The sequence below is a fragment of the Sporosarcina jiandibaonis genome (assembly GCF_013184495.1).
GTDB lineage: Bacteria > Bacillota > Bacilli > Bacillales_A > Planococcaceae > Sporosarcina > Sporosarcina jiandibaonis.
Genome location: NZ_JAAOIY010000001.1, coordinates 24595 through 47779 on the forward strand (window position 1 = coordinate 24595; position 23185 = coordinate 47779).

19 protein-coding genes are annotated in these 23185 nt (G+C 39.5%); 12 read left to right on the top strand and 7 right to left on the bottom strand.

All coding sequences use genetic code 11. The features are described 5' to 3' along the window. The first annotated feature begins 197 nt into the window (after positions 1-197). The 4 genes from G8782_RS00130 to G8782_RS00145 all read left to right on the top strand — a co-directional run bounded on the left by G8782_RS00130 (position 198) and on the right by G8782_RS00145 (position 4214). Positions 198-1940, top strand: a complete 1743-nt coding sequence (locus G8782_RS00130) for a carbon starvation CstA family protein (RefSeq protein WP_172368896.1) — start codon at positions 198-200, stop codon at positions 1938-1940. Positions 1941-2018: 78 nt separating this feature from the next. Next, positions 2019-2264, top strand: coding sequence for a cory-CC-star protein (locus G8782_RS00135; protein ID WP_425505472.1), 246 nt, complete (start codon positions 2019-2021; stop codon positions 2262-2264). A 28-nt stretch (positions 2265-2292) separates the two neighbouring features. Beyond that, positions 2293-3225 carry an ArsA family ATPase gene (locus tag G8782_RS00140; RefSeq protein WP_172368898.1) on the top strand — a complete coding sequence of 311 codons (933 nt, stop codon included), beginning with the start codon at positions 2293-2295 and terminating at the stop codon, positions 3223-3225. Between the two features lie 5 nt (positions 3226-3230). After that, positions 3231-4214: a zinc-binding dehydrogenase gene (locus tag G8782_RS00145; RefSeq protein WP_172368899.1), complete on the top strand. Its 984-nt coding sequence runs from the start codon at positions 3231-3233 to the stop codon at positions 4212-4214. 41 nt (positions 4215-4255) lie between these two features. Here G8782_RS00145 and G8782_RS00150 read toward each other — a convergent pair whose 3' ends face one another. After that, positions 4256-5680 carry a tyrosine phenol-lyase gene (locus G8782_RS00150; RefSeq protein WP_172368900.1) on the bottom strand — a complete coding sequence of 475 codons (1425 nt, stop codon included), beginning with the start codon at positions 5678-5680 and terminating at the stop codon, positions 4256-4258. A gap of 168 nt (positions 5681-5848) precedes the next feature. Here G8782_RS00150 and G8782_RS00155 point away from each other — a divergent pair, with 168 nt between their 5' ends. Then, positions 5849-7528, top strand: coding sequence for a formate--tetrahydrofolate ligase (locus G8782_RS00155; RefSeq protein WP_172368901.1), 1680 nt, complete (start codon positions 5849-5851; stop codon positions 7526-7528). Positions 7529-8198: 670 nt separating this feature from the next. Here the strand turns inward: G8782_RS00155 and G8782_RS00160 are convergent. After that, entirely contained in the window at positions 8199-9896 is a 1698-nt protein-coding gene (locus G8782_RS00160) for a M3 family oligoendopeptidase (protein ID WP_172368902.1), read from the bottom strand. A 160-nt stretch (positions 9897-10056) separates the two neighbouring features. Here G8782_RS00160 and G8782_RS00165 point away from each other — a divergent pair, with 160 nt between their 5' ends. The 3 genes from G8782_RS00165 (at position 10057) to G8782_RS00175 (ending at position 14151) form a co-directional block, all read left to right on the top strand. Continuing rightward, positions 10057-12684: an HAD-IC family P-type ATPase gene (locus tag G8782_RS00165; RefSeq protein ID WP_172368903.1), complete on the top strand. Its 2628-nt coding sequence runs from the start codon at positions 10057-10059 to the stop codon at positions 12682-12684. A gap of 62 nt (positions 12685-12746) precedes the next feature. Continuing rightward, a complete protein-coding gene (locus G8782_RS00170) occupies positions 12747-13037 on the top strand; it encodes a DUF6509 family protein (protein WP_172368904.1) in 291 nt (96 codons plus the stop codon). Positions 13038-13167: 130 nt separating this feature from the next. Then, positions 13168-14151, top strand: a complete 984-nt coding sequence (locus tag G8782_RS00175) for an NAD(P)/FAD-dependent oxidoreductase (protein WP_172368905.1) — start codon at positions 13168-13170, stop codon at positions 14149-14151. A gap of 42 nt (positions 14152-14193) precedes the next feature. Here G8782_RS00175 and G8782_RS00180 read toward each other — a convergent pair whose 3' ends face one another. The 3 genes from G8782_RS00180 to G8782_RS18425 all read right to left on the bottom strand — a co-directional run bounded on the left by G8782_RS00180 (position 14194) and on the right by G8782_RS18425 (position 17354). Continuing rightward, entirely contained in the window at positions 14194-15309 is a 1116-nt protein-coding gene (locus G8782_RS00180) for a DUF1648 domain-containing protein (protein ID WP_172368906.1), read from the bottom strand. Continuing rightward, a complete protein-coding gene (locus G8782_RS00185; RefSeq protein WP_172368907.1) occupies positions 15306-15686 on the bottom strand; it encodes a GntR family transcriptional regulator in 381 nt (126 codons plus the stop codon). The genes G8782_RS00180 and G8782_RS00185 overlap by 4 nt, the downstream gene beginning before the upstream one ends. Positions 15687-15800: 114 nt before the next feature. Then, entirely contained in the window at positions 15801-17354 is a 1554-nt protein-coding gene (locus G8782_RS18425) for a polysaccharide deacetylase family protein (RefSeq protein WP_246231508.1), read from the bottom strand. Positions 17355-17649: 295 nt separating this feature from the next. On the opposite strand from G8782_RS18425, the gene trhO reads away from it, so the two are divergent. Further along, positions 17650-18624 carry an oxygen-dependent tRNA uridine(34) hydroxylase TrhO gene (trhO, locus tag G8782_RS00195; RefSeq protein WP_172368908.1) on the top strand — a complete coding sequence of 325 codons (975 nt, stop codon included), beginning with the start codon at positions 17650-17652 and terminating at the stop codon, positions 18622-18624. A gap of 45 nt (positions 18625-18669) precedes the next feature. Here trhO and G8782_RS00200 read toward each other — a convergent pair whose 3' ends face one another. Together G8782_RS00200 and G8782_RS00205 are read right to left on the bottom strand one after the other, a co-directional pair. Continuing rightward, positions 18670-19152 (bottom strand): hypothetical protein, encoded by a 483-nt coding sequence (locus tag G8782_RS00200; protein WP_172368909.1) that lies wholly within the window; start codon positions 19150-19152, stop codon positions 18670-18672. Continuing rightward, positions 19149-19355 carry a helix-turn-helix domain-containing protein gene (locus G8782_RS00205; protein ID WP_172370158.1) on the bottom strand — a complete coding sequence of 69 codons (207 nt, stop codon included), beginning with the start codon at positions 19353-19355 and terminating at the stop codon, positions 19149-19151. Before G8782_RS00205 ends, G8782_RS00200 begins: the two co-directional genes overlap by 4 nt. Positions 19356-19564: 209 nt before the next feature. Between G8782_RS00205 and G8782_RS00210 the strand changes: the two genes are divergently transcribed. The 3 genes from G8782_RS00210 to recQ all read left to right on the top strand — a co-directional run bounded on the left by G8782_RS00210 (position 19565) and on the right by recQ (position 22760). After that, positions 19565-20392 (top strand): DUF368 domain-containing protein, encoded by an 828-nt coding sequence (locus G8782_RS00210; protein ID WP_172368910.1) that lies wholly within the window; start codon positions 19565-19567, stop codon positions 20390-20392. 96 nt (positions 20393-20488) lie between these two features. Next, complete coding sequence (locus G8782_RS00215; RefSeq protein ID WP_172368911.1) at positions 20489-20905, top strand: hemerythrin domain-containing protein; 417 nt, start codon at positions 20489-20491, stop codon at positions 20903-20905. Between the two features lie 73 nt (positions 20906-20978). Further along, positions 20979-22760 carry a DNA helicase RecQ gene (gene recQ / locus G8782_RS00220; RefSeq protein WP_172368912.1) on the top strand — a complete coding sequence of 594 codons (1782 nt, stop codon included), beginning with the start codon at positions 20979-20981 and terminating at the stop codon, positions 22758-22760. The last annotated feature ends 425 nt before the right edge of the window (positions 22761-23185 follow it).

The following is a 23185-nucleotide window of genomic DNA, read 5'->3' on the forward strand; positions in this document are numbered from 1 at the left end:
ATGAAATTAGACGCTATAGTACATTTAATTCAGAATTCCATGTATAATCAGATTCATGGAGGTGGAATTACTCTCTGTAATCTCATTCTTCTTGACAGATGTTGTTCATATGATAGAAAGAAAACCAAAATTAGATTGAGGTGATGCGAAGAAAAGTTGTAGAGGAACACAAATTATTGGGGGAGGGGAAAAAGGAAATGAATGCAATTGTACTAGCACTTATTGGAATGATTATTTTAGGGTTAGGTTATCGTTACTATTCAAAGTTTGTTGCAGAAAAAATCTTCCGTCTCGATCCGAACTACATTACGCCTGCACATCGTTATAAAGACGATGTGGATTTTGTTCCAACGAATAAATTTGTGTTATGGGGACACCACTTTACATCTGTCGCGGGTGCAGCACCTATCGTTGGTCCAGCAATCGCTGTTTATTGGGGTTGGCTGCCAGCATTTTTATGGGTTATCTTGGGAACAGTATTTGCAGCAGGGATTCATGATTTTGGGACACTTGTATTATCTGTTCGAAATAAAGGACAATCTGTCGGTACCTTAGCTCATAGATTAATAGGACAGCGTGCAAAAATATTATTCCTTTTTATTATTTTAATATTGGTGTTGATGGTCAACGCTGTTTTTGCATGGGTTATTTCCAACTTATTCATTCAATTCCCAGCAAGTGTATTCCCGGTGTTTATTCAGATTCCGCTTGCCGTTTGGATCGGCCATATCGTTTATAAAAAGAAGCAAAAGATGCTTGTGCCTTCGCTAATTGCATTAGCAGTCATGTATATTGCTGCAATATTTTCAAGCCAATACAGTTTTCTTCAAATCGACTTGGTGAGGTATATGGGCGGTGATGGCGCTTCAGGCTTATTTGGTCTCGGTGCGGTATCTACAGCTTTCTTCATCTGGATTGTCGTATTGATGGTCTATGTTTATATCGCTTCTGTCTTGCCAGTTTGGAAGCTTTTGCAACCGCGAGATTTTATTAACTCCCATCAGTTAGTCGTCGGCTTGGGGATATTGTATTTAGGTTTAGTATTTGTGAATCCAAAGATTACAGCGCCTATAACGAATACAGCAGTAAGCGATGTTTCATGGTTCCCGCTTCTATTTATTACGATTGCATGTGGAGCGATTTCAGGTTTTCATGGTCTCGTTTCTTCAGGAACCTCATCTAAACAACTTAATAAAGAAACGGATGCTCGTTTTGTCGGTTATTTGGGTGCGGTAGGTGAAGGGATATTAGCTTTGATCGCGATTATCGCGGCTATCACTTTCTTCCCGAGTAAAGAAGAATTCCTTGCGACATATTCAAGTTTCGGTGCAGCAAGTTCTGGGGGACTGGGTGTCTTTATTAAAGGAGCTAGTAATCTAGCAGCCGGACTCGGTATCCCTGCAAGTATTTCAACTACGATCGTTTCCATTATCGTTGTAAGTTTTGCGGCTACTACGCTCGATTCGTCACTTCGTTTAATGCGTTATATTATTGCTGAACTTGGTGTCGAATATAGAATGCCAGTTTTGGAGAAAAAGCATGTTGCAACTTCACTTGCAGTATTTTCAAGTGCAGCATTAGTGTTGCTTCCTAAAGGTCCACAAGGATTTGGTTCAGGCGGGTATCTGTTATGGCCGCTATTCGGAACGGCAAACCAGTTATTGGCGGGGATAAGTTTGCTGCTCATTTCGATATGGCTGAAGAGGCTAGGCAGAAACTATCTCGTCACCATAATTCCGATGGTGTTCGTCATGTTTATGACATTATGGGCGATGTTCCAGCAAGTTATTTTCCAATGGTCTTGGTTCGGGAATAACTCGAATACGCTTTTGTTTATCTTCGGTGCAGTCATCTTCGTGTTCGCGATATGGATCATGTTGACCGCATTTTCCGCACTTTCAGGCAAGTATGATGATAAGATAATAACAGAGGAAGAGTGATTCATAAATGGAAGAGATCGCCCCTAGTGATCTCTTCTTTATATCAATCTAGATGAGGTGAGTCTTTTGCTCGATAAAATGAAAGCGCTTGTGAATTGGTACGAGGAAGTATTAAGCATGCCGCATCGCCGGGAGGTTGCGAGCGAATTAAGAGATGAGGATGATTTATTTCTGCTGCTTCTTTATTCAGAAATGATCGGTATTCCGAATCCCGCGTACTATTACACACTCGAGTTATATCCTTACATGATGGAGAAATTTCATGATTGGCATCTACGAATGGGCATGGAAAAATCGCCACTAACGGGATTTCGATGTTGTTAAGATAGATTGAGGGGAGTGGGGTGTCAACATGGATGTCTTAACCAAAAACATAATTTTTGTCGGAGGCAAGGGGGGCGTAGGGAAGTCTACGTCGGCTGCAGCAATCGCTTTGCAATCTGCCGAGCAAGGATTTAAAACATTACTAATTTCAACAGATCCGGCACACAATGTCGGGGATATTTTCAGTACGAATATAGGCGGAAAAACAAAAGAAATTGCTGATAATTTATATGCACTAGAAATAGATCCCGATATTGAAACGGATAATTATATTAAAAGCGTCAAAGAAAATATTCGCGGGGTCGTCCATTCAGGCATGATGGAAGAAGTGCATCGCCAACTGGACACCGCCAAAGCATCACCGGGCGCAGATGAAGCGGCCTTATTTGATAAGTTGATCAGTATTATTTTAGAAGAACGAGCAAATTTCGATAAGCTCGTCTTCGATACCGCACCCACGGGACACACAATTCGTTTACTTACTTTGCCAGAATTAATGGGCGTCTGGATTAAGGGATTACTGGATAAACGAAGAACGACCAATGAAAATTATTCAAGACTAATCAATGATGGCGAACCAGTAGAGGATCCGATATACGATGTTTTACGTATTAGACAATCGCGTTTTTCGAAAGCCAGAGAAGTCCTGCTAGATAAGAAGCAAACAGGTTTTATCTTTGTTCTGAACCCTGAACGTTTACCGATATTGGAAACAAAGAAAGCGATTGAACTTTTAAATAAATATGATTTGGCCGTGTCAACGCTAATTATCAATAAAGTGCTGCCTGAAGACGCTGACGGAGATTTTATTATGGAACGGAAAAAACATGAAAAACAATATATTGAAATGATCAAAGAAACGTTTACGAAGCAACAACTAATTTTTGTACCTTTATTCTCGCAAGATATTATTAGTGAAAAGCATCTTGCATTGTTCAGTGAATATTTTAGAAAAGGATGATTAAAATGAAAGCATTTGTACATGAATTCGGCGAACTGAAAATTGGAGAGGTGAGCGAGCCAGTAGCAAAAAAAGGGGAAGTCGTCGTTAAACTCCGCACAGCGGGATTAAATCGACGTGATTTATACATACCTGATCGTCGAGGAGATGAAGCCGAGTCCCTAGTATTAGGTTCTGATGGCGCTGGCGTAGTCGATTCGATCGGGGAAGGGGTAACAAATTTTTCAATCGGCGATGAAGTTATAATAAACCCGGCTTTGCGATGGGAGATTAATAGCGATGCGCCCCCGGAAGGATTCGATATTTTAGGCATGCCAGATAACGGAACATTTGCCGAAAAGATCGTCATCTCCTCAGAGCAAATAGAATTAAAACCGAAGCACCTTGCTTGGGGAGAAGCTGGCGTACTGGCCTTATCTGCGTTAACGGGTTACCGTGCATTATTTACAAAAGGAAATTTGAAAGAAGGGGAAACCGTTTTTATTCCCGGGGCCGGCAGCGGAGTTGCAACTTATTTAATTTCATTCGCTAAAAATATCGGCGCTCGTGTGATCGTGACTTCTCGAAGTGAAAAAAAGCGTCAACAGGCGCTCGAATTAGGTGCAGATATTGCCCTCGATACGAATGGCGATTGGAAACAAGAATTGGATGGAGAAGTTATCGATTTAGTAATTGAAAGTGTGGGACGAGCAACATTTAATCGTTCTTTAGAAGTCTTGAAGAAGGGTGGAAGAATCGTTGTGTTCGGCGCAACGACTGAGGACAAAGTAGAGTTGGATTTACGAAACTTTTTCTACAGTCAATTTCAATTACTCGGTTCGACTATGGGAAGCAGGGAAGAGCTCCGGGATATGATCGCTCATATTGAAAAGTATGAAACCAGACCGGTTGTTGATAAAACATTTGCACTCGACGATGCAGTTGAAGCATTCGAGTATCTTGAAGAGAGTAAAAACTTTGGGAAAGTCGCATTTAAAATTAGTGAATAAGACAAAACCCTCCCGTAAATTATTTCACGGGAGGATTCTCTTTATTCGATCGAGACTTTTTTGTTTTGCTCGCTAATCAGTTCGTTACTCGTAGCCAAGGGTGAAAACCGTGCATTAAAAAATCTTAATGTTGGCGGCTCGTAATCCATTTTAAGCCCGCCGATCTCATCTCGTTTTTTATACAAGGCAACGATTGAATCTACGACAACGTCCATATGATTATTCGTGTAAACTCTTCTTGGAATCGTTAAGCGCACGAGTTCAAGCTCAGGTCTATTATTTTCACCCGTTTCAATATTGCGTCCTGCAGAAACAATGCCTCTTTCCATACTCCGAACACCTGAGTCGAGATAAAGCGCGGCGGCTAAAGCTTGTGCCGGAAATTCATCTTGTTTTAAATGCGGAAGAAATGATTTTGCATCTAAAAATACCGCGTGTCCTCCAATCGGCAATACGATCGGTACACCCGCTTCGATCAATTGATTGCCGAGATGGCGAACTTGCCCGATGCGGTGTTCAATATAATGATCGTCGACTGCTTCGCGAATCCCTATAGCCATTGCTTCCATATCACGACCCGCCATTCCGCCATAAGAAGGCATACCTTCATAGACGACGACCAGCTCGCGTGAACGAATATAGAGCTCCTCGTCATTCATGGCAAGAAAACCGCCGATATTGACTAAACAATCTTTTTTACCGCTCATCGTGCAACCGTCGGAATAAGATAACATTTCCTTTAAAATTTGAGCGATCGATTTTTCGGCGTAACCATCTTCACGTTCCTTAATAAAGAAAGCGTTTTCAACGCAGCGCGTCGCATCGAAGAAAACATCGATATGAAAAGTCTGGCAAAGATTATATACTTCTTTCATATTTTGCATGCTCACAGGCTGTCCGCCTGCTAGGTTGACAGTAACGGCTAAACAAACATATGGGATTTTTTCAGCCCCGACTTCGTCAATTAATTTTTGGAGTTTCGTCAAGTCAACATTGCCTTTGAAAGGATGGTCGATTGTGGGATCATGCGCTTCGTCTATAATAATATCTATAAATTTTGCGCCGTTCATTTCTTGATGTGCGCGAGTTGTCGTAAAATACATATTCCCTGGAACGTAGTCACCATCTTTAATTTTTAACTGAGACAAGATATTTTCAGCCCCGCGTCCTTGATGGGTTGGCAAAACGAATTGATAACCATAAACTTCCCTAACTGCATTCTCAAGCTTTTTCCAACTCTTACTCCCCGCGTAAGCTTCGTCCCCGGTCATCAGTGCTCCCCATTGTTCATCACTCATTGCCGTCGTCCCGCTATCTGTCAAAAGATCGATGTAAACATCTTCGGAATCGATTAGAAACGTATTATAGCCCGCACGTTTCAAGGATTCTTTTCGCTCTTCATAAGATAGCATCGAAAGAGTTTCTACGCTTTTGATTTTGTAAGGTTCAGCAGTTCTTCTTCCCAAGTTCACCAGCCCCTTTTTCAAATTATTAATCTCTTTAACTATATATTTTATGCTTAGTTATTTCAATTATCAGAGCGTTCTTATTTTTGTTGCTTTATTTTCACAATATGATTGTCTATCCAGCGAAATGAGCGATATAATAGAAGAAAAGGTAAAGTGGGGATGGAAATGACGAGAAAAGTTGAACCGCTCACTGATTTGGAAATTGCAACACGCGCACAAATGAAATCGATATGGGATATTGCTTACACGGCTGGTATTCCGGAGGAAGCAATTGAACCATTTGGCAGATATAAAGCAAAAATAGATGTAACAAAACTAAAGAAAACAACAACACAAGGAAAAGTTATCCTCGTCACCGCTATTAGTCCGACGCCTGCAGGTGAAGGGAAATCAACTGTAACAGTAGGACTTGCAGATGCTTTTACAAAACTTAACGAGAAAGTGATGATTGCATTACGCGAGCCTTCACTTGGTCCAGTCATGGGCATGAAAGGCGGGGCCACCGGCGGCGGATATGCACAAGTGCTTCCAATGGAAGAAATAAATCTACATTTTAACGGAGACATACATGCAATTACAACAGCGAATAATGCATTAAGTGCACTCATTGATAATCATCTACATAGGGGCAACGAGTTGCAATTAGACCCGCGTAGAATAACGTGGAAACGCGTTCTCGATATAAATGATCGTGCGTTGCGTCATGTGACGATAGGCCTCGGCGGACCCGCACAAGGCATTCCGCGAGAAGATGGATTTGATATTACGGCCGCATCGGAAATCATGGCAGTCTTTTGTTTAGCGAAGGATCTAATCGATTTAAAGGAACGAATTTCACGTATTGTCATCGGTTACACGTATAAAATGGAAGCGGTTACAGTCGCTGATCTTGGTGTAGAAGGTGCGCTAACACTATTATTGAAAGAAGCATTTAAACCGAATTTAGTTCAAACAATCGAAGGCACACCGGCTCTGATCCACGGAGGACCGTTTGCGAATATTGCGCACGGCTGCAACTCTTTAATCGCCACGAATACCGCCAGACAGCTTGCTGACTATGTCATCACAGAAGCTGGATTCGGTTCAGATCTAGGCGCTGAAAAGTTTATGAATATCAAAGCAAGGCAAGGCGGATTTTCACCTGATGCAGTCGTCGTTGTAGCAACTGTCCGGGCTCTCAAAATGCACGGCGGCGTATCGAAAAGTGACCTAGCCATCGAAAATAAAGAAGCAGTAATTCGAGGGATTCCTAATTTAGCAAAGCATATCGAAACAATTCGCACTTTCGGGGTGGAGCCTGTCGTCGCAATCAACCGTTTCATCAAGGACTCCGTGTCTGAAATAAATGCCATTATTAATTGGTGTAAGGTGAATGGTGTTCGCGTAGCAGTCGCGAATGTCTGGGAAGACGGTGGGGAAGGCGGAATCGAGCTTGCAAAAGAAGTGCTACAAGTTGTTAATGAAACAAAAAACTTCGCCGCTTTATATGATGTCGAAGAATCCATCTACAATAAAGTTCAAAAAATTGTTCAACAAGTTTACGGCGGGAAAGATGTCATTTTTTCTGACCAAGCGCAGCGTAATATGATAGACATCGAACGAAATGGTTGGGATGTACTGCCAATCTGCATGGCAAAAACGCAATATTCATTTTCAGACGAGCCAAAACTTTTAGGACGACCAAAAGACTTTTCAATCACAGTGCGCGAAATCATCCCTAAACTCGGCGCTGGTTTCTTAGTCTGCCTAACAGGCGATATTATGACAATGCCCGGTTTACCAAAATCACCTGCAGCACTGAATATGGATGTCGATGAAAATGGAAATGCGGTTGGTTTGATGTAACACGAATAAATAAGGTTAAAAAACAGTAAAGAGTATGGGGAGAATTTAAATAATTCACACCATACTTTTTTATTCGAAGATATTAAGACTAATGAATCGTTTCGAGCGGATGCTCCCTGAGAGTTGTGTCCACCTTTTTCCGGTATTTCCTCGGTCGTCGTCGCACCCCACTCTGATTTTATAGTTAGTAAATAAAAAGGAGGTGTTTTATTTAAAATGCAATTAATTTTATTCACAATAGTTTATTGCTTTATAACACACCTTCTGAATATTTCATATGGACCTGCTTTTGGAATTATTTTAATGCTTTTTGGCTTTCTTAAAGGTTTTTTCAGTAACGAGTTTAGGAACTTTTTAAATCTAACAAGTTCTAAGAATTTGTATATGAAGAATGGGTTTAAAGATTCTTTAATAGAATTATTATGTTTAGTATTAATTTATATTAATGCTATATTAATTGATTACGTACCATTTACTGTTTTTGAATACGTATATTTATTTGCTGGTTTTGCAATTTTTTATCGTTTTTTATTTTGGGGTATAACACGAACAATTCAAGAAAGAAATGTAAATATGCTTCCAAAACATAAAAAAGGGTAGCGAAGGCCACCCTTTTTACTTATTCTTTGTGATCAATATTATTTTTCCGTTTTCATGGTCTATATTATTGTTACAATGTTTTATCATCAACAGCGTCTAACCAAGACTCGATCGTCCCAATGACTGATTCAACACAGCCATCTTCGAAAGGTGAAATCAGATTGGCTTCTGCGACAAGTTCCGTGAATGGTTTTGAACCGCCAAGTTTACAAAGATGCAAGTAATCTTTCCATGCGCTATCTCGATCTTCTTGCGACCGTTTCCAAAATTGGAACGCGCAAATTTGTGCAAGCGTGTAATCGATATAATAAAACGGTGATTGATAAATATGTCCTTGACGTTGCCAAACGCCGCCCGATTCCAAATAATGATTTCCATCATAATCGCGTGAAGGCAAATAAGTCGCCTCAATTTTTTTCCATGCAGCCTTTCGATCCGCCGGTGTCATTTCAGGATTTTCATATACAACATGTTGAAACTCGTCAACTGCTACACCATACGGTAAAAATAGAAGCGCACTACTTAAATGAGCGAATTTATATTTATCGGTCTGTTCTTTGAAAAATAATTCCATCCAAGGCCAAGTGAAAAATTCCATGCTCATCGAGTGGATTTCAGCACCTTCATGCGTCGGCCACATGTATTCAGGAATTCCGATATTGCGACTGCAATATACTTGGAATGCATGCCCGGCTTCATGTGTTAGTACATCAATATCCCCAGAAGTTCCGTTGAAATTTGAAAAGATAAAAGGAGAGTCATAATTATCGATAAAGGTACAATAACCGCCTGCTTCTTTTCCAGTTTTCGCTTCAAGGTCCATCAAATTCTTGTCCGTCATGTATTGGAAAAACTCGTCTGTTTCAGGCGATAACTCAGCATACATTTTTTTACCGTTCTCGATGATCCACTCAGGACTGCCTTGCGGTTTCGCATTACCGGTTAAGAAATTAAGCGATTGATCATAAAACTTTAATTTATCGACTTCAATACGTTCAGCTTGGCGTTCATATAAACGATTGGCCAGAGGAACTATGTGATCTCGAACTTGCTTGCGGAAATTTTCTACCATTTCGGAATCATAACCAATTCGATTCATGCGTAAATAGCCAAGTTCCACAAAGTTTTTAAATCCTAGAGTCGTTGCGATTTCATGACGCAGTTTAACGAGCTTGTCGTATATCTCATCAAATTTGTCGCCATTGTCTTCATAGAACTTATAAGATGCTTCCATAGCGGCTTTTCGGACGGAGCGTTCTATTGACTCGGCGTAAGGTGCTAATTGGGCTAGCGTCAATGTTTTACCGTCAAAATCGATTTGAGCTGAAGCGACGAGTTTTGAGTAATCAGAAGTTAATTTGTTTTCCTGTTGTAAAAGAGACAAAACTTCGGGCGAAAAAGATTTGATTGAGTTTTCCGCAAGTGCAAATAATTGTGCACCCCATTTTTCTTCGAGTTGTATTCTAAATGGCGTGGATACAAGTTCCTTGTAATATGCAGTAGCGAGTTCCTGATACTCAGGTTCGATTTCATCGAAATAATCACGTTCTTTTTGATAAAATTCATCATTCGTATTGATGGACGCCCGAATATAGACGATATTGGCTTGTGTTGAAAACTCATTACCAATGGCATTGATTTTTTCAATTACATCATTTTGCTGTTCAAAAGAGCTTGCATTTCGGAATTCTGCAAGAAGAACTTTAAAATCGTTTTTAATTTCATTCATGTCGGGCCTAGCATATTGAAAATCTTCAAATTTCAGCACATGTATGACCTCCTAAGTGTTGGATAAAATACTACACTACTACTATTCTTCATTATTTTTATAAAAAAAGCAATATTTATTTAAATTTGTTTACTCGCTCTATAATGTAAGTATTTATCTCTAGATAGGGTAATGGTATAGAAAAAGGAGGTAATTTAAAGTGCATAATAGACAACCCGAGACCGATCCAACGGTTGGCTTAAGTGAAGAAGAAGCGGCTCGAAAATTAAAGGAGTTCGGTCCGAACAAATTAAAAGGTTCTAAACCGGTTTCACTATTACAACGTCTATTTGCCCAAATTAATAACGCGTTAATTTACATTTTAATTATCGCCTCAATCATTTCTGGTTTTTTGGGTGAAATAACGGATTCTATAATTATTGGAATTGTCGTGGTTATTAATGCAATCATTGGTGTAATACAAGAGTCCAAAGCTGAAGAAGCACTTGAAGCATTAAAGAATATGTCTACGCCAAAAGCATTAGTCAGAAGGGGTGGAAAACAACAAGAAATTTCATCAGAAGAGGTTGTAGTGGGCGATGTCATTATACTCGATGCCGGCAGATACATACCTTGTGACATTAAGTTAGTTGAATCCGTCAATCTGAAAGTTGAAGAGGCAGTACTGACCGGAGAATCTGTTCCGGTGGATAAAAACGCTAATTTTGTTGGAGACGAATTAATGCCAATAGGAGACAGAAAAGATTTGGCATTTATGTCTACATTAGTAACGAATGGTCGGGCAACGGGCATCGCTATGACTACCGGAATGGACACAGAGATAGGTAAGATTGCAACTATGCTCCATTCTGCAAAAGACGAAGAAACCCCTTTGCAGAAAAATCTTGCTCAGTTAGGTAAGTATCTTGGAATTACAGCATTATCAATATGTGTAATTATTTTTATTATCGGTGTATTCCAAGGCCGCGGGTATTTAGAAATGTTTATGCTAGCTGTCAGCTTAGCTGTGGCTGCAATACCTGAAGGAATGCTAGCCATCGTGTCTATCGTACTTGCAATTGGGGTGCAACGAATGATCAAGCAAAATGTTATCATTCGAAAACTGCCCGCTGTTGAGGCGTTAGGATCCGTCAATGTCATCTGTTCCGATAAAACAGGTACATTGACACAAAATCGAATGACAGTCACAAAGTTTTTTGTCGGAAATGAACTATATAGTCTATCGGAAACCGATTCTAAAGATCATATCCAACAAATGCTTTTCAAAAATATTTTATTATGTAATGATTCAACTTATACGCCAACTAATGAGACAGGCGATCCGACTGAAATCGCATTACTCGTTGCGAGCGAAAAGTTCGGCTTAAACAAAAAGGAACTTGATCGACGTATTCCTAGAGTTGCTGAGTTACCATTCGATTCAACACGAAAACTGATGACGACCGTTCATGACAGCGACTCTAAAGTTTTGTCGCAAACGAAAGGCGCGATAGATGGAATACTACCTAGGTGTAAATATGTTGAAACCAGTGATGGTGCGGTCTTGCTTAACGATACGATGCGCAAAACAATAGAAGAAGCTGCTGAGTCAATGGCGAGTATTGCTCTTCGAGTATTGGGATCGGCTTATAAAAAAGTAGATGCCTTGGACGGCGTTGATTTACAATCATTCGAAGAGGAAATGACGTTTATTGGTTTAGTGGGAATGATTGATCCACCTCGTGAAGAAGTTAAAGACGCCATACAATTGACGAAAAATGCAGGCATTCGAACTGTGATGATAACAGGAGATCATAAAGATACGGCATTTGCCATTGCTAGCGATTTGGGAATCGCTACAGATAGAATGGAAGTAATTGAAGGGAAAATGCTCGATAAATTATCTGAAGTAGAATTACTTGAAAAAAGCGAACATCTTAATGTATACGCACGTGTTTCGCCAAAACACAAAGTAAGAATTGTACAAGCTTTGAAAGCAAAAGGGAACACTGTTTCAATGACAGGTGACGGGGTAAATGATGCACCTTCGTTAAAGTCTGCAGATATAGGCGTAGCGATGGGAATCACTGGCACTGACGTCGCAAAAGGCGCTTCGGACATGGTTTTAACAGACGACAATTTTTCATCTATTGTTAAAGCTATAGAGGAAGGACGCACCATATATCGTAATATCAAGAAGTCGATTTTATTTTTATTATCCTGCAATTTAGGTGAGATACTCGCATTATTTACGGCTATTTTACTTGGCTGGCCACTAATCCTGCGACCTATCCATATTTTGTGGGTAAATCTTGTTACGGATATGTTTCCAGCACTTTCATTAGGAGTTGATCCGGAAGAATCTGGAGTCATGAAGGAAAAGCCTAGGAACCAAAAAGAAACCATTTTTAAAGATGCACTGCCATTTCTTTTTTTCAATGGCATTCTTATTGGCGCAATTACACTTGCTGCATTTATGATCGGAATCTATTCATCAGGTCAGTATACGGGGAGTTTCCTTTCAATGTTTAGAGGAACTATTTCAGAATCAGCACTGATTCATGGACAGACGATGGCTTTCATTGCTCTTAGTTTTGCACAACTAGCTCATTCGTTAAATTTTAGATCGAGGAATGAATCCATATTTAAAGCAGGAATATTAAAGAATAGATTTTTAATCTATTCGATATTACTCGGAATTACATTACAAATAACGATTGTATCGGTTGGGCCGATTGCTTCTATTTTTAGTGTGCAGTCATTATCAATGACTAATTGGCTAATAATTCTAGGATTAAGCACTTTGCCAATCGGCATAAATGAAATTGTAAAATTAGTTAAACGGTAAAATTACTTGTTCAGCATGGGATTCGTGTTAGAATAGTTAATTGAATGTGAGGATGATTTTAATTGGAAATAAATGAATATATTGTAGAACAACTTGTCGATCCAACGGGTTTAATCCAAGGGGAACGATATGAATTTCGATTATATATATCGCTTGACGAAGATGACGAATTATATACGGAATCCGGCATTGGCGTCCGTGCAATTTTTGCCGTGGATGACCAAGGTGAACGTGTGGTTGTTGCTCACTTTTTCGAACGGGAAACGGATGCTTTCATTGATTTTGAATTAGATGAGGATGAACTTTTGGAAGTCGAGCAGTTTTGCAAAAAACATTACAACAGTGATGAGTAAAAGATAATTATATTCTGCTAGCAATAGGAAACAAATTATGTGTTTTTTTCGTCCTGTTAGTAGATAATGTATTTGTGGGGTAAATTATACGTATTTCGTCACTTACTATTTTAATTGGAGTGTTTAATTCATGAATAATGAAATTGTTGATATTACAATTATCGGAGGCGGGCCAACAGGTCTTTTCGCTTCGTTTTACGCTGGGATGCGCGAGATGTCGGTAAAAATTATCGATAGCCTGCCTCAGCTTGGTGGGCAGTTAATCGAACTGTATCCTGATAAATATATATATGACGTCGGAGGATTTCCTAAAATCCTCGCAAAAGACTTCGTGGCGAATTTAGTGACACAAGCACATTATTCAAAACCGGAAATACTGCTTAGTGAAACTGCGCTCTCAGTAGAACGCAATGGAGATCATTTTATCCTGAAAACGGATAAAGGCGTTCATTTGACGCGTACAATTATTTTAACTGCTGGTATTGGCGCATTTCGCCCGAGAAAAATAGGCTTGAAAGAAGAAGTTGAATTTGAAGAGAAAACACTTCATTACGGCATAAAAGATCTTTCGCTTTTCAAAGGGAAAAACGTAGTTGTTTGCGGCGGGGGAGATTCAGCTGTTGACTGGGCACTTATGCTTGAAGATATCGCCTCAACAGTAACGCTGGTTCATCGCAGAAAACGTTTCACTGCTCATGAGACAAGTGTAAACCAATTGATGGAATCGACAGTAGACGTGAAAACTTCTCTTAATGTGAAAGCTATTGAAGGAGAGGACGGGATCGTCAAAGAAATAGTTCTTGCATCGAAAGATGGCAGCGAAGAACGAGTCGCCTTGGATCATCTAATTGTAAATTACGGAAACATTTCCTCATTGGGACCATTGAAAGAGTGGGGCGTTGACATGGATCGCAACTCGATTATCGTCAATAGCCGCATGGAAACAAATATCGAAGGAATCTATGCCGCTGGCGACGTGACAACATACGACGGAAAAGTCAAACTCATTGCCGTAGGACTAGGTGAAGCACCAATTGCAGTGAACCATGCAAAAGCATATATAGACCCTAAAGCAAGACTACAACCACTTCATAGTACGAGTGTTTTTAATTAATTTAAAAAGGCAACTAACAGAAAAATTGTTAGTTGCCTTTTTTTATTTTAATAAAAGAAATGAAATGATCAATAATAATAGGATTGGAACGAACATGATAAAATAGCCTGTCGGATTGCCGTAGTTTATTGTCCAACCCACACCAAATCGTTTTTCTACAAAGATGGATGGATCGTTTTTATTGAAGTAGAAAATACCTACTATCCAGTGTTGGTCATCATCGTAATTTGTAATGCCTTCCACATCCTCCTCATCGACTTCGTTTACTTCAAGTCTAGATCCACTTTGACCGACTTTGAAAGCGTAAATTCCAGTCATGATAAGGATAATAATTAGAAAGCCAATTGGGAGAGCAACAAGTATTGAAGGTTTGCCTATATCATTATGGATCGTGACCAACTGTAGAAACGCCAATAAGATTGTGATAAAAATCATTGTGGCAAATAAAAACCAACTAGAATATTTTCTGAATGATAATTGTTGAGCACGTGATTTTTTTCTGGTTGTCGCATTTATTTTAATGCCGGATTTCTTTGTCATTTCGTTAATCCCGAGCATCATACCTTGCATAATCAGTAAGATTAAAGGGAGTGCTATAACCGATAAAATCGTTTTTTCAGTAAAAGCATCGGGTTGGCCGTCGATTCCCCAATGCGTTGGGATTAAGTTCGGTAAACTTTCATACTGGATTGCTGTATATGCCATTAAACCGATTGTTATTGCGATTGGAACTATATAAATGTACCAAGGCAGCATTTCATCAGCTGTTCGAATTGCTAGATCCGTTATGCGGACTTGTTTTAAATTTGCGCCCCATTGATGTTCACGTTTTAAACGCGATGTTTTTGCATGAAACAAAAAGTAAAGAATCATACTGCAAAATAGAAGTACGAACTGTGTTGCGACACCAAAATGTACTATGTTTTCTTCAATTACATTTGATGTAGTTATCCAAATAAAGAATGCTATCAATGCGAGTGCACCAATTCCAGCGATAATGAAGGTATAGAATCTCTTATAAGATAATATAGTTGAGTTCTTCGAATAAGTATCGGGAATTGTCACCCCGAAAACAATCGTAGGCTTTAATAAATAGGGTATAGCGGCTTGAATAGCAATGATAAAAACAGTGATACCAATCATTATTAAACTCGTCATGGGCGTACCTCCTTAATTTTGAAAAATAATTCCTTCATCATGCTAACAATTTCATTTTCTGATAAGCCGATTGCCATTGCTTCTGCAATTACGGGGCGCATCGCAGTTTCAACCCGCAATAGGGAAGCTTCTCCCGAAGTTGGCGTACTAACGACGGCGCCCGACTTCGGAATGATTTGAATGATGCCTTTGTTATCTAATTCGCGGTATGCTTTATTGACAGTATGCATATTAATGCCAAGATCACCGGCAAGTGAACGAACAGATGGAAGAGAATCACCGGGTTGGAGGGATTCGTTAGCGATTCCTTCGATTAACTCATTTGCTAATTGTGTATAGATAGGTACATCGGAATCAATTTCAATTTTGATGAACATTCGAACCATCACTCCTTATTGTTCTATAGTTAGTATAACAGTGTTGTTATACTATGTCTATAACAAAACCCCATCAACAATAAAAATAATATTGTTGATGGGGTTTCAATGCGTTCAGTCCTCCAATTCAGATACTGTAACGAAAGTATAGCCTTCGCTTTCTAAATAGGCGAGGACTGCATCGAGTCCGTCAGCTGTTGATTGGTGAATATCATGCATTAGAATAATACTGCCGTCTCTAGTATTCTTTTTCACGTAAGAAAGCAGTTGTTTTGCATTTCGATGCTTCCAATCGAGCGTATCTATGTCCCATAAAATGACGGGTAATTTGGTTTGTTGCCGAACCTTTTTATTTATTGCACCATAGGGCGGGCGGAACAAAACTACTTTTTCACCTGTGACGTTCTCAATAATAGAAGATGTTCGAGTAATCTCAGAGTTTATCTTTTTAATGCTAGAATTAGTCAAATCGGGATGTGTCCATGTGTGATTTCCAAGTTCATGACCTGCATTTGCAACATCTTTCGCGATTTCGGGATAATATTCCACCCGGCTTCCAAGCATGAAGAATGTTGCTTTTGCATCGTATTTTTCTAATGACGCCAAAATCTTTGTTGTCACATTTGGATCTGGTCCATCGTCAAAGGTTAACGCTACCTTCTTAACTAAAGGGAGTTCTACTATTTCTTCTTCCTCATTATCTTCGGCTAGATCTTCTTCAATAATTTCGTTATCATTTGATTCTGAAACTGCAGAGTCATCTGTAATGTCAGGATATTCATCGATAATTTTATCTTCTTCTTGCAAATCTAACTTCTCATCAATTGCGATGTTATTATCGTCATTTTCAATGCTTAATTTAAATTCTTTTGCAACAAATTTATTTAATCGTTCTAGCGGGACGGAGACGATGGGAATTCCGGCCGTCCCCGAGGCGATTTTATATTTATTGAAATAAAAAACTAGCGATTCATTTGTCAGTGCAAAGTTTTGGAAATTATCCCAGTCTGGCTCGGTGTGTAAAGTTGCTTCTTCCATATATAATTTATCTTTATATGATTCATCATTAAATAAAATTTCTCTAACAACTTCAGAAACCATATTTAACCGCTTTTGATCGCCTTCAAATACATCTTCTATCGTAATTTCTTGGCCGGTGTCAGGGTTCAAACGAAAAGAATTAATTTCTGTAAAACCATTGGCATCGCCAATATAAGTTGAATTCACTAATACAAAAGAATAAAATCCCGAATGATGCGGAAATGTTTCAAATGAAACGTTCAATTCACCTGTTTGGTTGCCACCAAGCGCTTTGTAATCTGCTATTTCCGCTAAATAACGATCTTTTATATTTTTAATATAGTCTTGAACTTTCGTATTAAAAGAATCATGGATGCTTTCTGGGAATTGAAGTGCGAAAGGTGCATCAGGATCGTTAGAAATCATTGTTATGATTTTTATGCCCGGATATTTTGAATCAATCATATCAGTTAAAATTGGAAATTTAGTGCCCACTGCATTACTGGTATTTTCAAGTGGGGAAGTCGCTTCATTTTTGGTTGAGGTAAATAGTATAATAATACCTGTTAAAATAATAATAGACAAGATAACTGTGGAAAATACCAGGTCAATCCAGACAGAACGACGTTTATTATGTGTTTTTCTCATTACGCGTGCCCCTTTAAGTTTCTCTATCTAGTAGACACGAGTAATCTCTAAATAGTTACAAAATAATTTATACATCTACAAAATTCCACTTTATTAATCTAGTTTCATTATAGATGAATGGCACTAGTTGTGCCAGTGGGTAAAAAAGACCTCCTGAAAATTTTGGCGTGGTTTGGTTTTTGACACAAAAACGTAAGCAATAACTCTTTTTTCAACTCGTTTTTTATGATATACTGACAACATCTTTGCTGTGGAAAAATTATGGAACAAATTAAACAAGGTGGTTGAAGTACTAATGGAAAAGGGACGATATCGAGTTCTTTTGTTTTATAAATATGTTCATGTCGAGGATCCTGAGACCTTAGTTGCCGAGCATTTGAAGGCTTGTAAGGAAATCGGATTAAAGGGCCGCATATTTATCGGTGCTGAAGGGATTAATGGAACATGTTCAGGAACAATTGAACAAACCGATGCTTATATTGCAATGATGCAAAAAGACGAGCGATTTAAAGATATAGTATATAAAGTCGATGATGCAGCGAGCCATGTATTCAAGAAGATGCACGTTCGTGTTCGGGATCAAATCGTAAACTTAAGTTTAGATGATGATATAGATCCGAATGAGTTGACGGGGAACTACTTAAGCCCTGAAGAATTTTTACAACAAATGCAAGAAGAAAACACTGTAGTAATCGATGCAAGAAATGATTACGAATATGATCTAGGACATTTCCGCGGTGCCATTCGTCCAGACATAAGAACTTTCCGCGATCTTCCGCAGTGGATCCGTGAAAATAAGGAACAGTTCGAAGGCAAGAAAATTTTAACATACTGCACAGGCGGGATTCGTTGCGAGAAGTTTTCCGGTTGGCTAGTTCGTGAAGGATTCGAAGATGTCGGTCAGTTGCACGGCGGGATTGTTTCTTACGGAAAAGACCCAGTTGCTAAAGGCCAGTTGTGGGACGGACAATGTTATGTATTTGATGAACGAATAGCTGTTCCTATCAACCAGGTAGAACATGTCATTGTAGGACGCGATCATTTTGACGGGGAACCGTGCGAGCGCTACGTTAACTGCGCAAATCCGGTTTGCAATGCTCAAATCTTATGTTCAGAAGAAAACGAGCATTTCTATATGCGCAGTTGCACAGACGAATGCCGCGTACACCCGCGAAACCGCTACTTCATTGAACATAATATGACCGTAGAAGAATCCGATGAACGAATGGCTGCAATTGAAAAGCATCGAAATGAAACACATGTAGGTTAAGAAATTTAGAAGTCCGAACAGGGGGAATCTGTTCGGACTTTTTTATCAATTATTCGCCAAAGCTTTATAAGTAATTAAATACGTAAGCAGCCCGACGATTGGAATAGACGCCGTCGTGAACATTGGGTACCAAATATGGTCGATGAAATAATTTGGAATGAATAAGTAGGAGCCGATCATGAAGAATGAATAGGTTAGTATCACAACAAATGCTAGACTTACAGCTTTATGTGTGTTTGCAACGGCACGTTCATCTGAAACATCATATTCAGCGGTTAAATAAGCACTCAAGATTGAGTTTTTATTTTTCCTCACTTGAAAGAATCGAATGATTTCAGCAGCAATTAAAAGACCGACAACACTGATAAAAACATAACCTGGCCACTTAATAATCCCTACGGAAAACTCGTCAATATATCCTCGTTCCATTTGAATAAACAATTGTTCAACCCTCAAATAATCAAAAACCATAATAGCAAGTGAGATGAAAAGCATTATTCTCAGAAAAATCATGATGTAGATTTTCATTTTTTCTCCTCCTTAGAAAAAATCTCTTCGATCGGCATTTCAAATTCCTCCGCAATATTCATCGCCAGAAGCAAGGAAGGTGTGTAGCTCCCTTTTTCCAAGGACACTATCGTCTGCCTTGTTACTCCGACTCGGTCGGCCAATTCGCCTTGGGTTAAATCAAAACGCGCCCGAAGTTCTCGTACTCGATTTGTGAGCAAAATAGGTCCTCCTAACTTATTTCTTAAATTTATTGTATAGCAAACCATTCTTTTTGTAAAGTCGGGTATACATTTTGTTTGGTCCCCTTTACTATTATAATTGAAATTAATAGTAAATAATCTACCTTTGAAAATCAGACACTTTCTATGCGTAACAAATAGTGTATGATGGTATACTTAAGACATTGAATTTAAATGGAGGAACAAAGCTTATGCAATGGAGAAATTTATATCGCGGTTTCTTTATCGGAATTAGCGATCTTATACCGGGAGTGAGCGGGGGAACCATCGCGTTCATCCTTGGTATTTACGATGAGTTACTAGCGTCAATCAGCGGATTCTTCAGTCGTGATTGGAAAAAACATATAGGTTTTTTGTTGCCGCTCGCGATTGGCATGGGGGCGACGTTACTATTATTTAGTAGAGTTATTGAGTATTTATTGAAAAATTACCACGCGCAGACTCAATTTTTCTTTTTAGGGCTCATAATTGGCGTGCTGCCGTTTATCGCAAGACAGGCAAATGTGAAAAAGAATTTTAAGCTAGGACATTTTCTAGTGATTTTGATTGTCGGTGCAGCGCTTACTTCATTAGCATTCATTAATCCGCCAGATACTACACCGATAAAGACATTGACTGCCTCTAACGCAGTTGGACTTTTCCTTGCAGGATGGGCTGGGAGCATGGCGATGCTGTTACCGGGGATTAGCGGATCGTTTGTATTATTATTGCTAGGCGTTTATTCAACTGCTATCAGTGCATTATCCAATCTGAACTTGCCGATTATTGCAGTGATTGGGGCAGGCGTTATCGTTGGTTTTGTTGTGAGCAGTAAAATAATCAATTATTTACTTACTCATTTTACGTATGTCACTTTTGCGGTGATTATTGGTTTGATTATTGGCTCGGTGTTTGTGATGTATCCTGGATTCCCGAAAGATGGAAGCTTTCTGGTGATGAGTATTCTTACATTCTTTATAGGGTTACTCGTTGCAAGCCTATTTAGTTCACCTGATAAAGCGACAATTGTACATGACTAATAAACTAACGAGCTTGTAAACTGTATTTCATTCCAATAGTTGAGCGAATCTGGTATTCTAATAGCTAGAAGGAACAACTGGAAAGGATGATTTATTATGTCAGGACCGGCATTGCGACAACTTCATGCACATAGAGCAATTCACGAAGGCGGATTATCAGGAGCAGTTACGAAAACTAGAGATATGATGGATTATTTGCGACAAGGTGAACTTGAAACTGCCAACCTAGCAGCAGATGATTTAATAGATTACTGGAAGACGCGCGTAATCAGCCATGCAGATGCTGAAGAAAGCGGTTTTTATAAGGAAATCGCCCAGGAGAACCCCCAACTCCAAGAAGCGATAATTAAGCTGACTCGTGATCATGATTTACTTCGAATTATTGTGAAAGATATCGAAGAGCTCCGTGTGGAAGAAGGGTTAAGCCCAAGCGTTTTACATAAATTTCATGCTTTAAAAGTTGTTAATGAAATTCACAGCCGCGACGAAGAGCGTTTGTTGTTTACTGAATAATGGTCTGATGGACAAGACTAAAAATGAAAACGCCTAAGAATAGGCGTTTTTTATTTGATAAGGGGGAATAATTTTGCTGACTGGAGCAACTTCTGTACTTCGAGATTATTTTGGTTATGATTCATTTCGTAAAGGACAAGAAAATGTAATTGAAAACGTTCTACAAGGTAAAGATTCACTATGTGTAATGCCGACAGGCGGGGGAAAGTCCGTTTGCTATCAAGTTCCTGCACTCGTCATGGAAGGAACTGTCATTGTAATTTCGCCGCTCATTTCTTTGATGAAGGACCAAGTGGATGCGCTCCACGAAGCGGGAATTTCAGCTGCATATATTAATAGTACGATGACAAATGAAGAATACCAGATGACAATGGATGCGACGATTCGCGGCGAATATAATCTATTATACATTGCCCCGGAGCGTCTCGATTCACCGTCATTTACAAATCGATTACAACTGATGAACGTTCCGATGGTTGCAATCGACGAAGCGCATTGTATCTCGCAGTGGGGTCATGATTTCAGACCGAGTTACCGAAATATCCGGCATATGATTTCGCTATTTCATGATAGGCCAGTCGTACTCGCGTTAACTGCTACGGCAACTCCGGCAGTGCGAGAGGATATTTGCGAACAACTCGGGATTACTGAAGAGAATACGGTGATGACTGGTTTTGAAAGGGAGAACCTAACTTTTTCAGTTGTGAAAGGACAGAACCGGGAGAAGTTCGTAGTCGATTATGTTGAAAAGAATGAGGGCGAAGCTGGGATCATTTATGCAGCTACGCGAAAAGCGGTTGATCAATTGTACGAAACGCTTAAGAAAAAAGGGGTTCCTGTCGCTAAATATCATGCGGGATTATCAGATGATGAACGCAGCTCGGGCCAAGAGAAATTTTTAAATGATGAAATATCAGTAATGGTTGCCACAAATGCATTCGGGATGGGAATCGATAAATCGAATATACGCTATGTCATTCACTATCAAATGCCGCGGACGATGGAAAGTTATTACCAAGAAGCGGGTCGTGCAGGTCGTGATGGGCTGGATAGTGATTGTACTTTATTATTTTCATCCCAAGATGTTCAAACGCAACGATTTTTAATAGACCTATCACAGGACGAAACCCGCATCCCGATGGAGCTTGAAAAATTGCAGTCGATGATTGACTATTGCCATACAGAGACTTGTCTTCAAAAGTTTATCATTACGTATTTTGGCGAATCTGAAACAAAGGATTGCGGACGTTGCGCGAACTGCACGGATACACGTGAAAGTTCAGATGTCACTATAGAAGTTCAAATGGTATTGTCTTGTGTCATTCGAATGGGTCAACGTTTTGGAAAAACGATGATTGCACAAGTGTTAACAGGATCTCGCAGCAAAAAAATGTTTGATTTTGGTTTTGATAAATTAACGACCTACGGAATCATGAGGGACAAAAGCGCAAAGGAAGTTTCGGATTTCATCGAATTTATCATTTCGGAAAATTACTTAGGTGTTGAAAACGGTCAATTTCCAATCATTTATGTCAGTGAACTTGGAAAAGAAGTGTTAACCGGAAAAGTGCAAGTGTTCCGGAAAGTATCAGTTGTCACAAAACAAATTACAAAAGACAATCCATTATTTGAACAACTGCGATCACTGCGCATGCAACTAGCACAAGAAGCCGGAGTCCCGCCTTTTGTTGTGTTCTCGGATAAAACTTTACAAGATATGATAAGTAAAATGCCAGTTACGGAAGAGGAATTTCTCGAAGTAAACGGTGTCGGACTGGCAAAGCTGGAGCGATACGGGGAAGCATTTTTAGAAGAGATCCGTGCGTTTCAAGAAGAACAAGTTGAAACACCTTAAGATTACATAAGTATAAGAGAGGGTTAGTAAACCTCCTCTTATACTTTTTTAATATTTGGCAAGTCCCTTTTAGGAGAAGTCCCAAAATAACTTCATAAATAAATTGGAATATATAGTTGATTGGAGTGGAGGGGCGACTCCCGCGGGAAAAGCGAAGTGCGAAAGAGAAGTTCACTCTTTCCTTAGCCGAGATCCTGGACTGAGCGTAGCGAAAGCCGTGACGAAGAACGGCTTTTGCGACCGAAAAGCGAAGCGTTTGGGAGAACAGATTTTACAGGCTGTATAATTTTGCAAAGACCGCAAAATTATACAAATCGAACTCTTCGTTGTTCGATTGGCTCGGCGCTCGCCCGCAGGAAAGCGCACCCGGAACGGAAATCCGGTATGAAAAGTAACTAGCGATAAACATGCTGTTTCAACGTTCT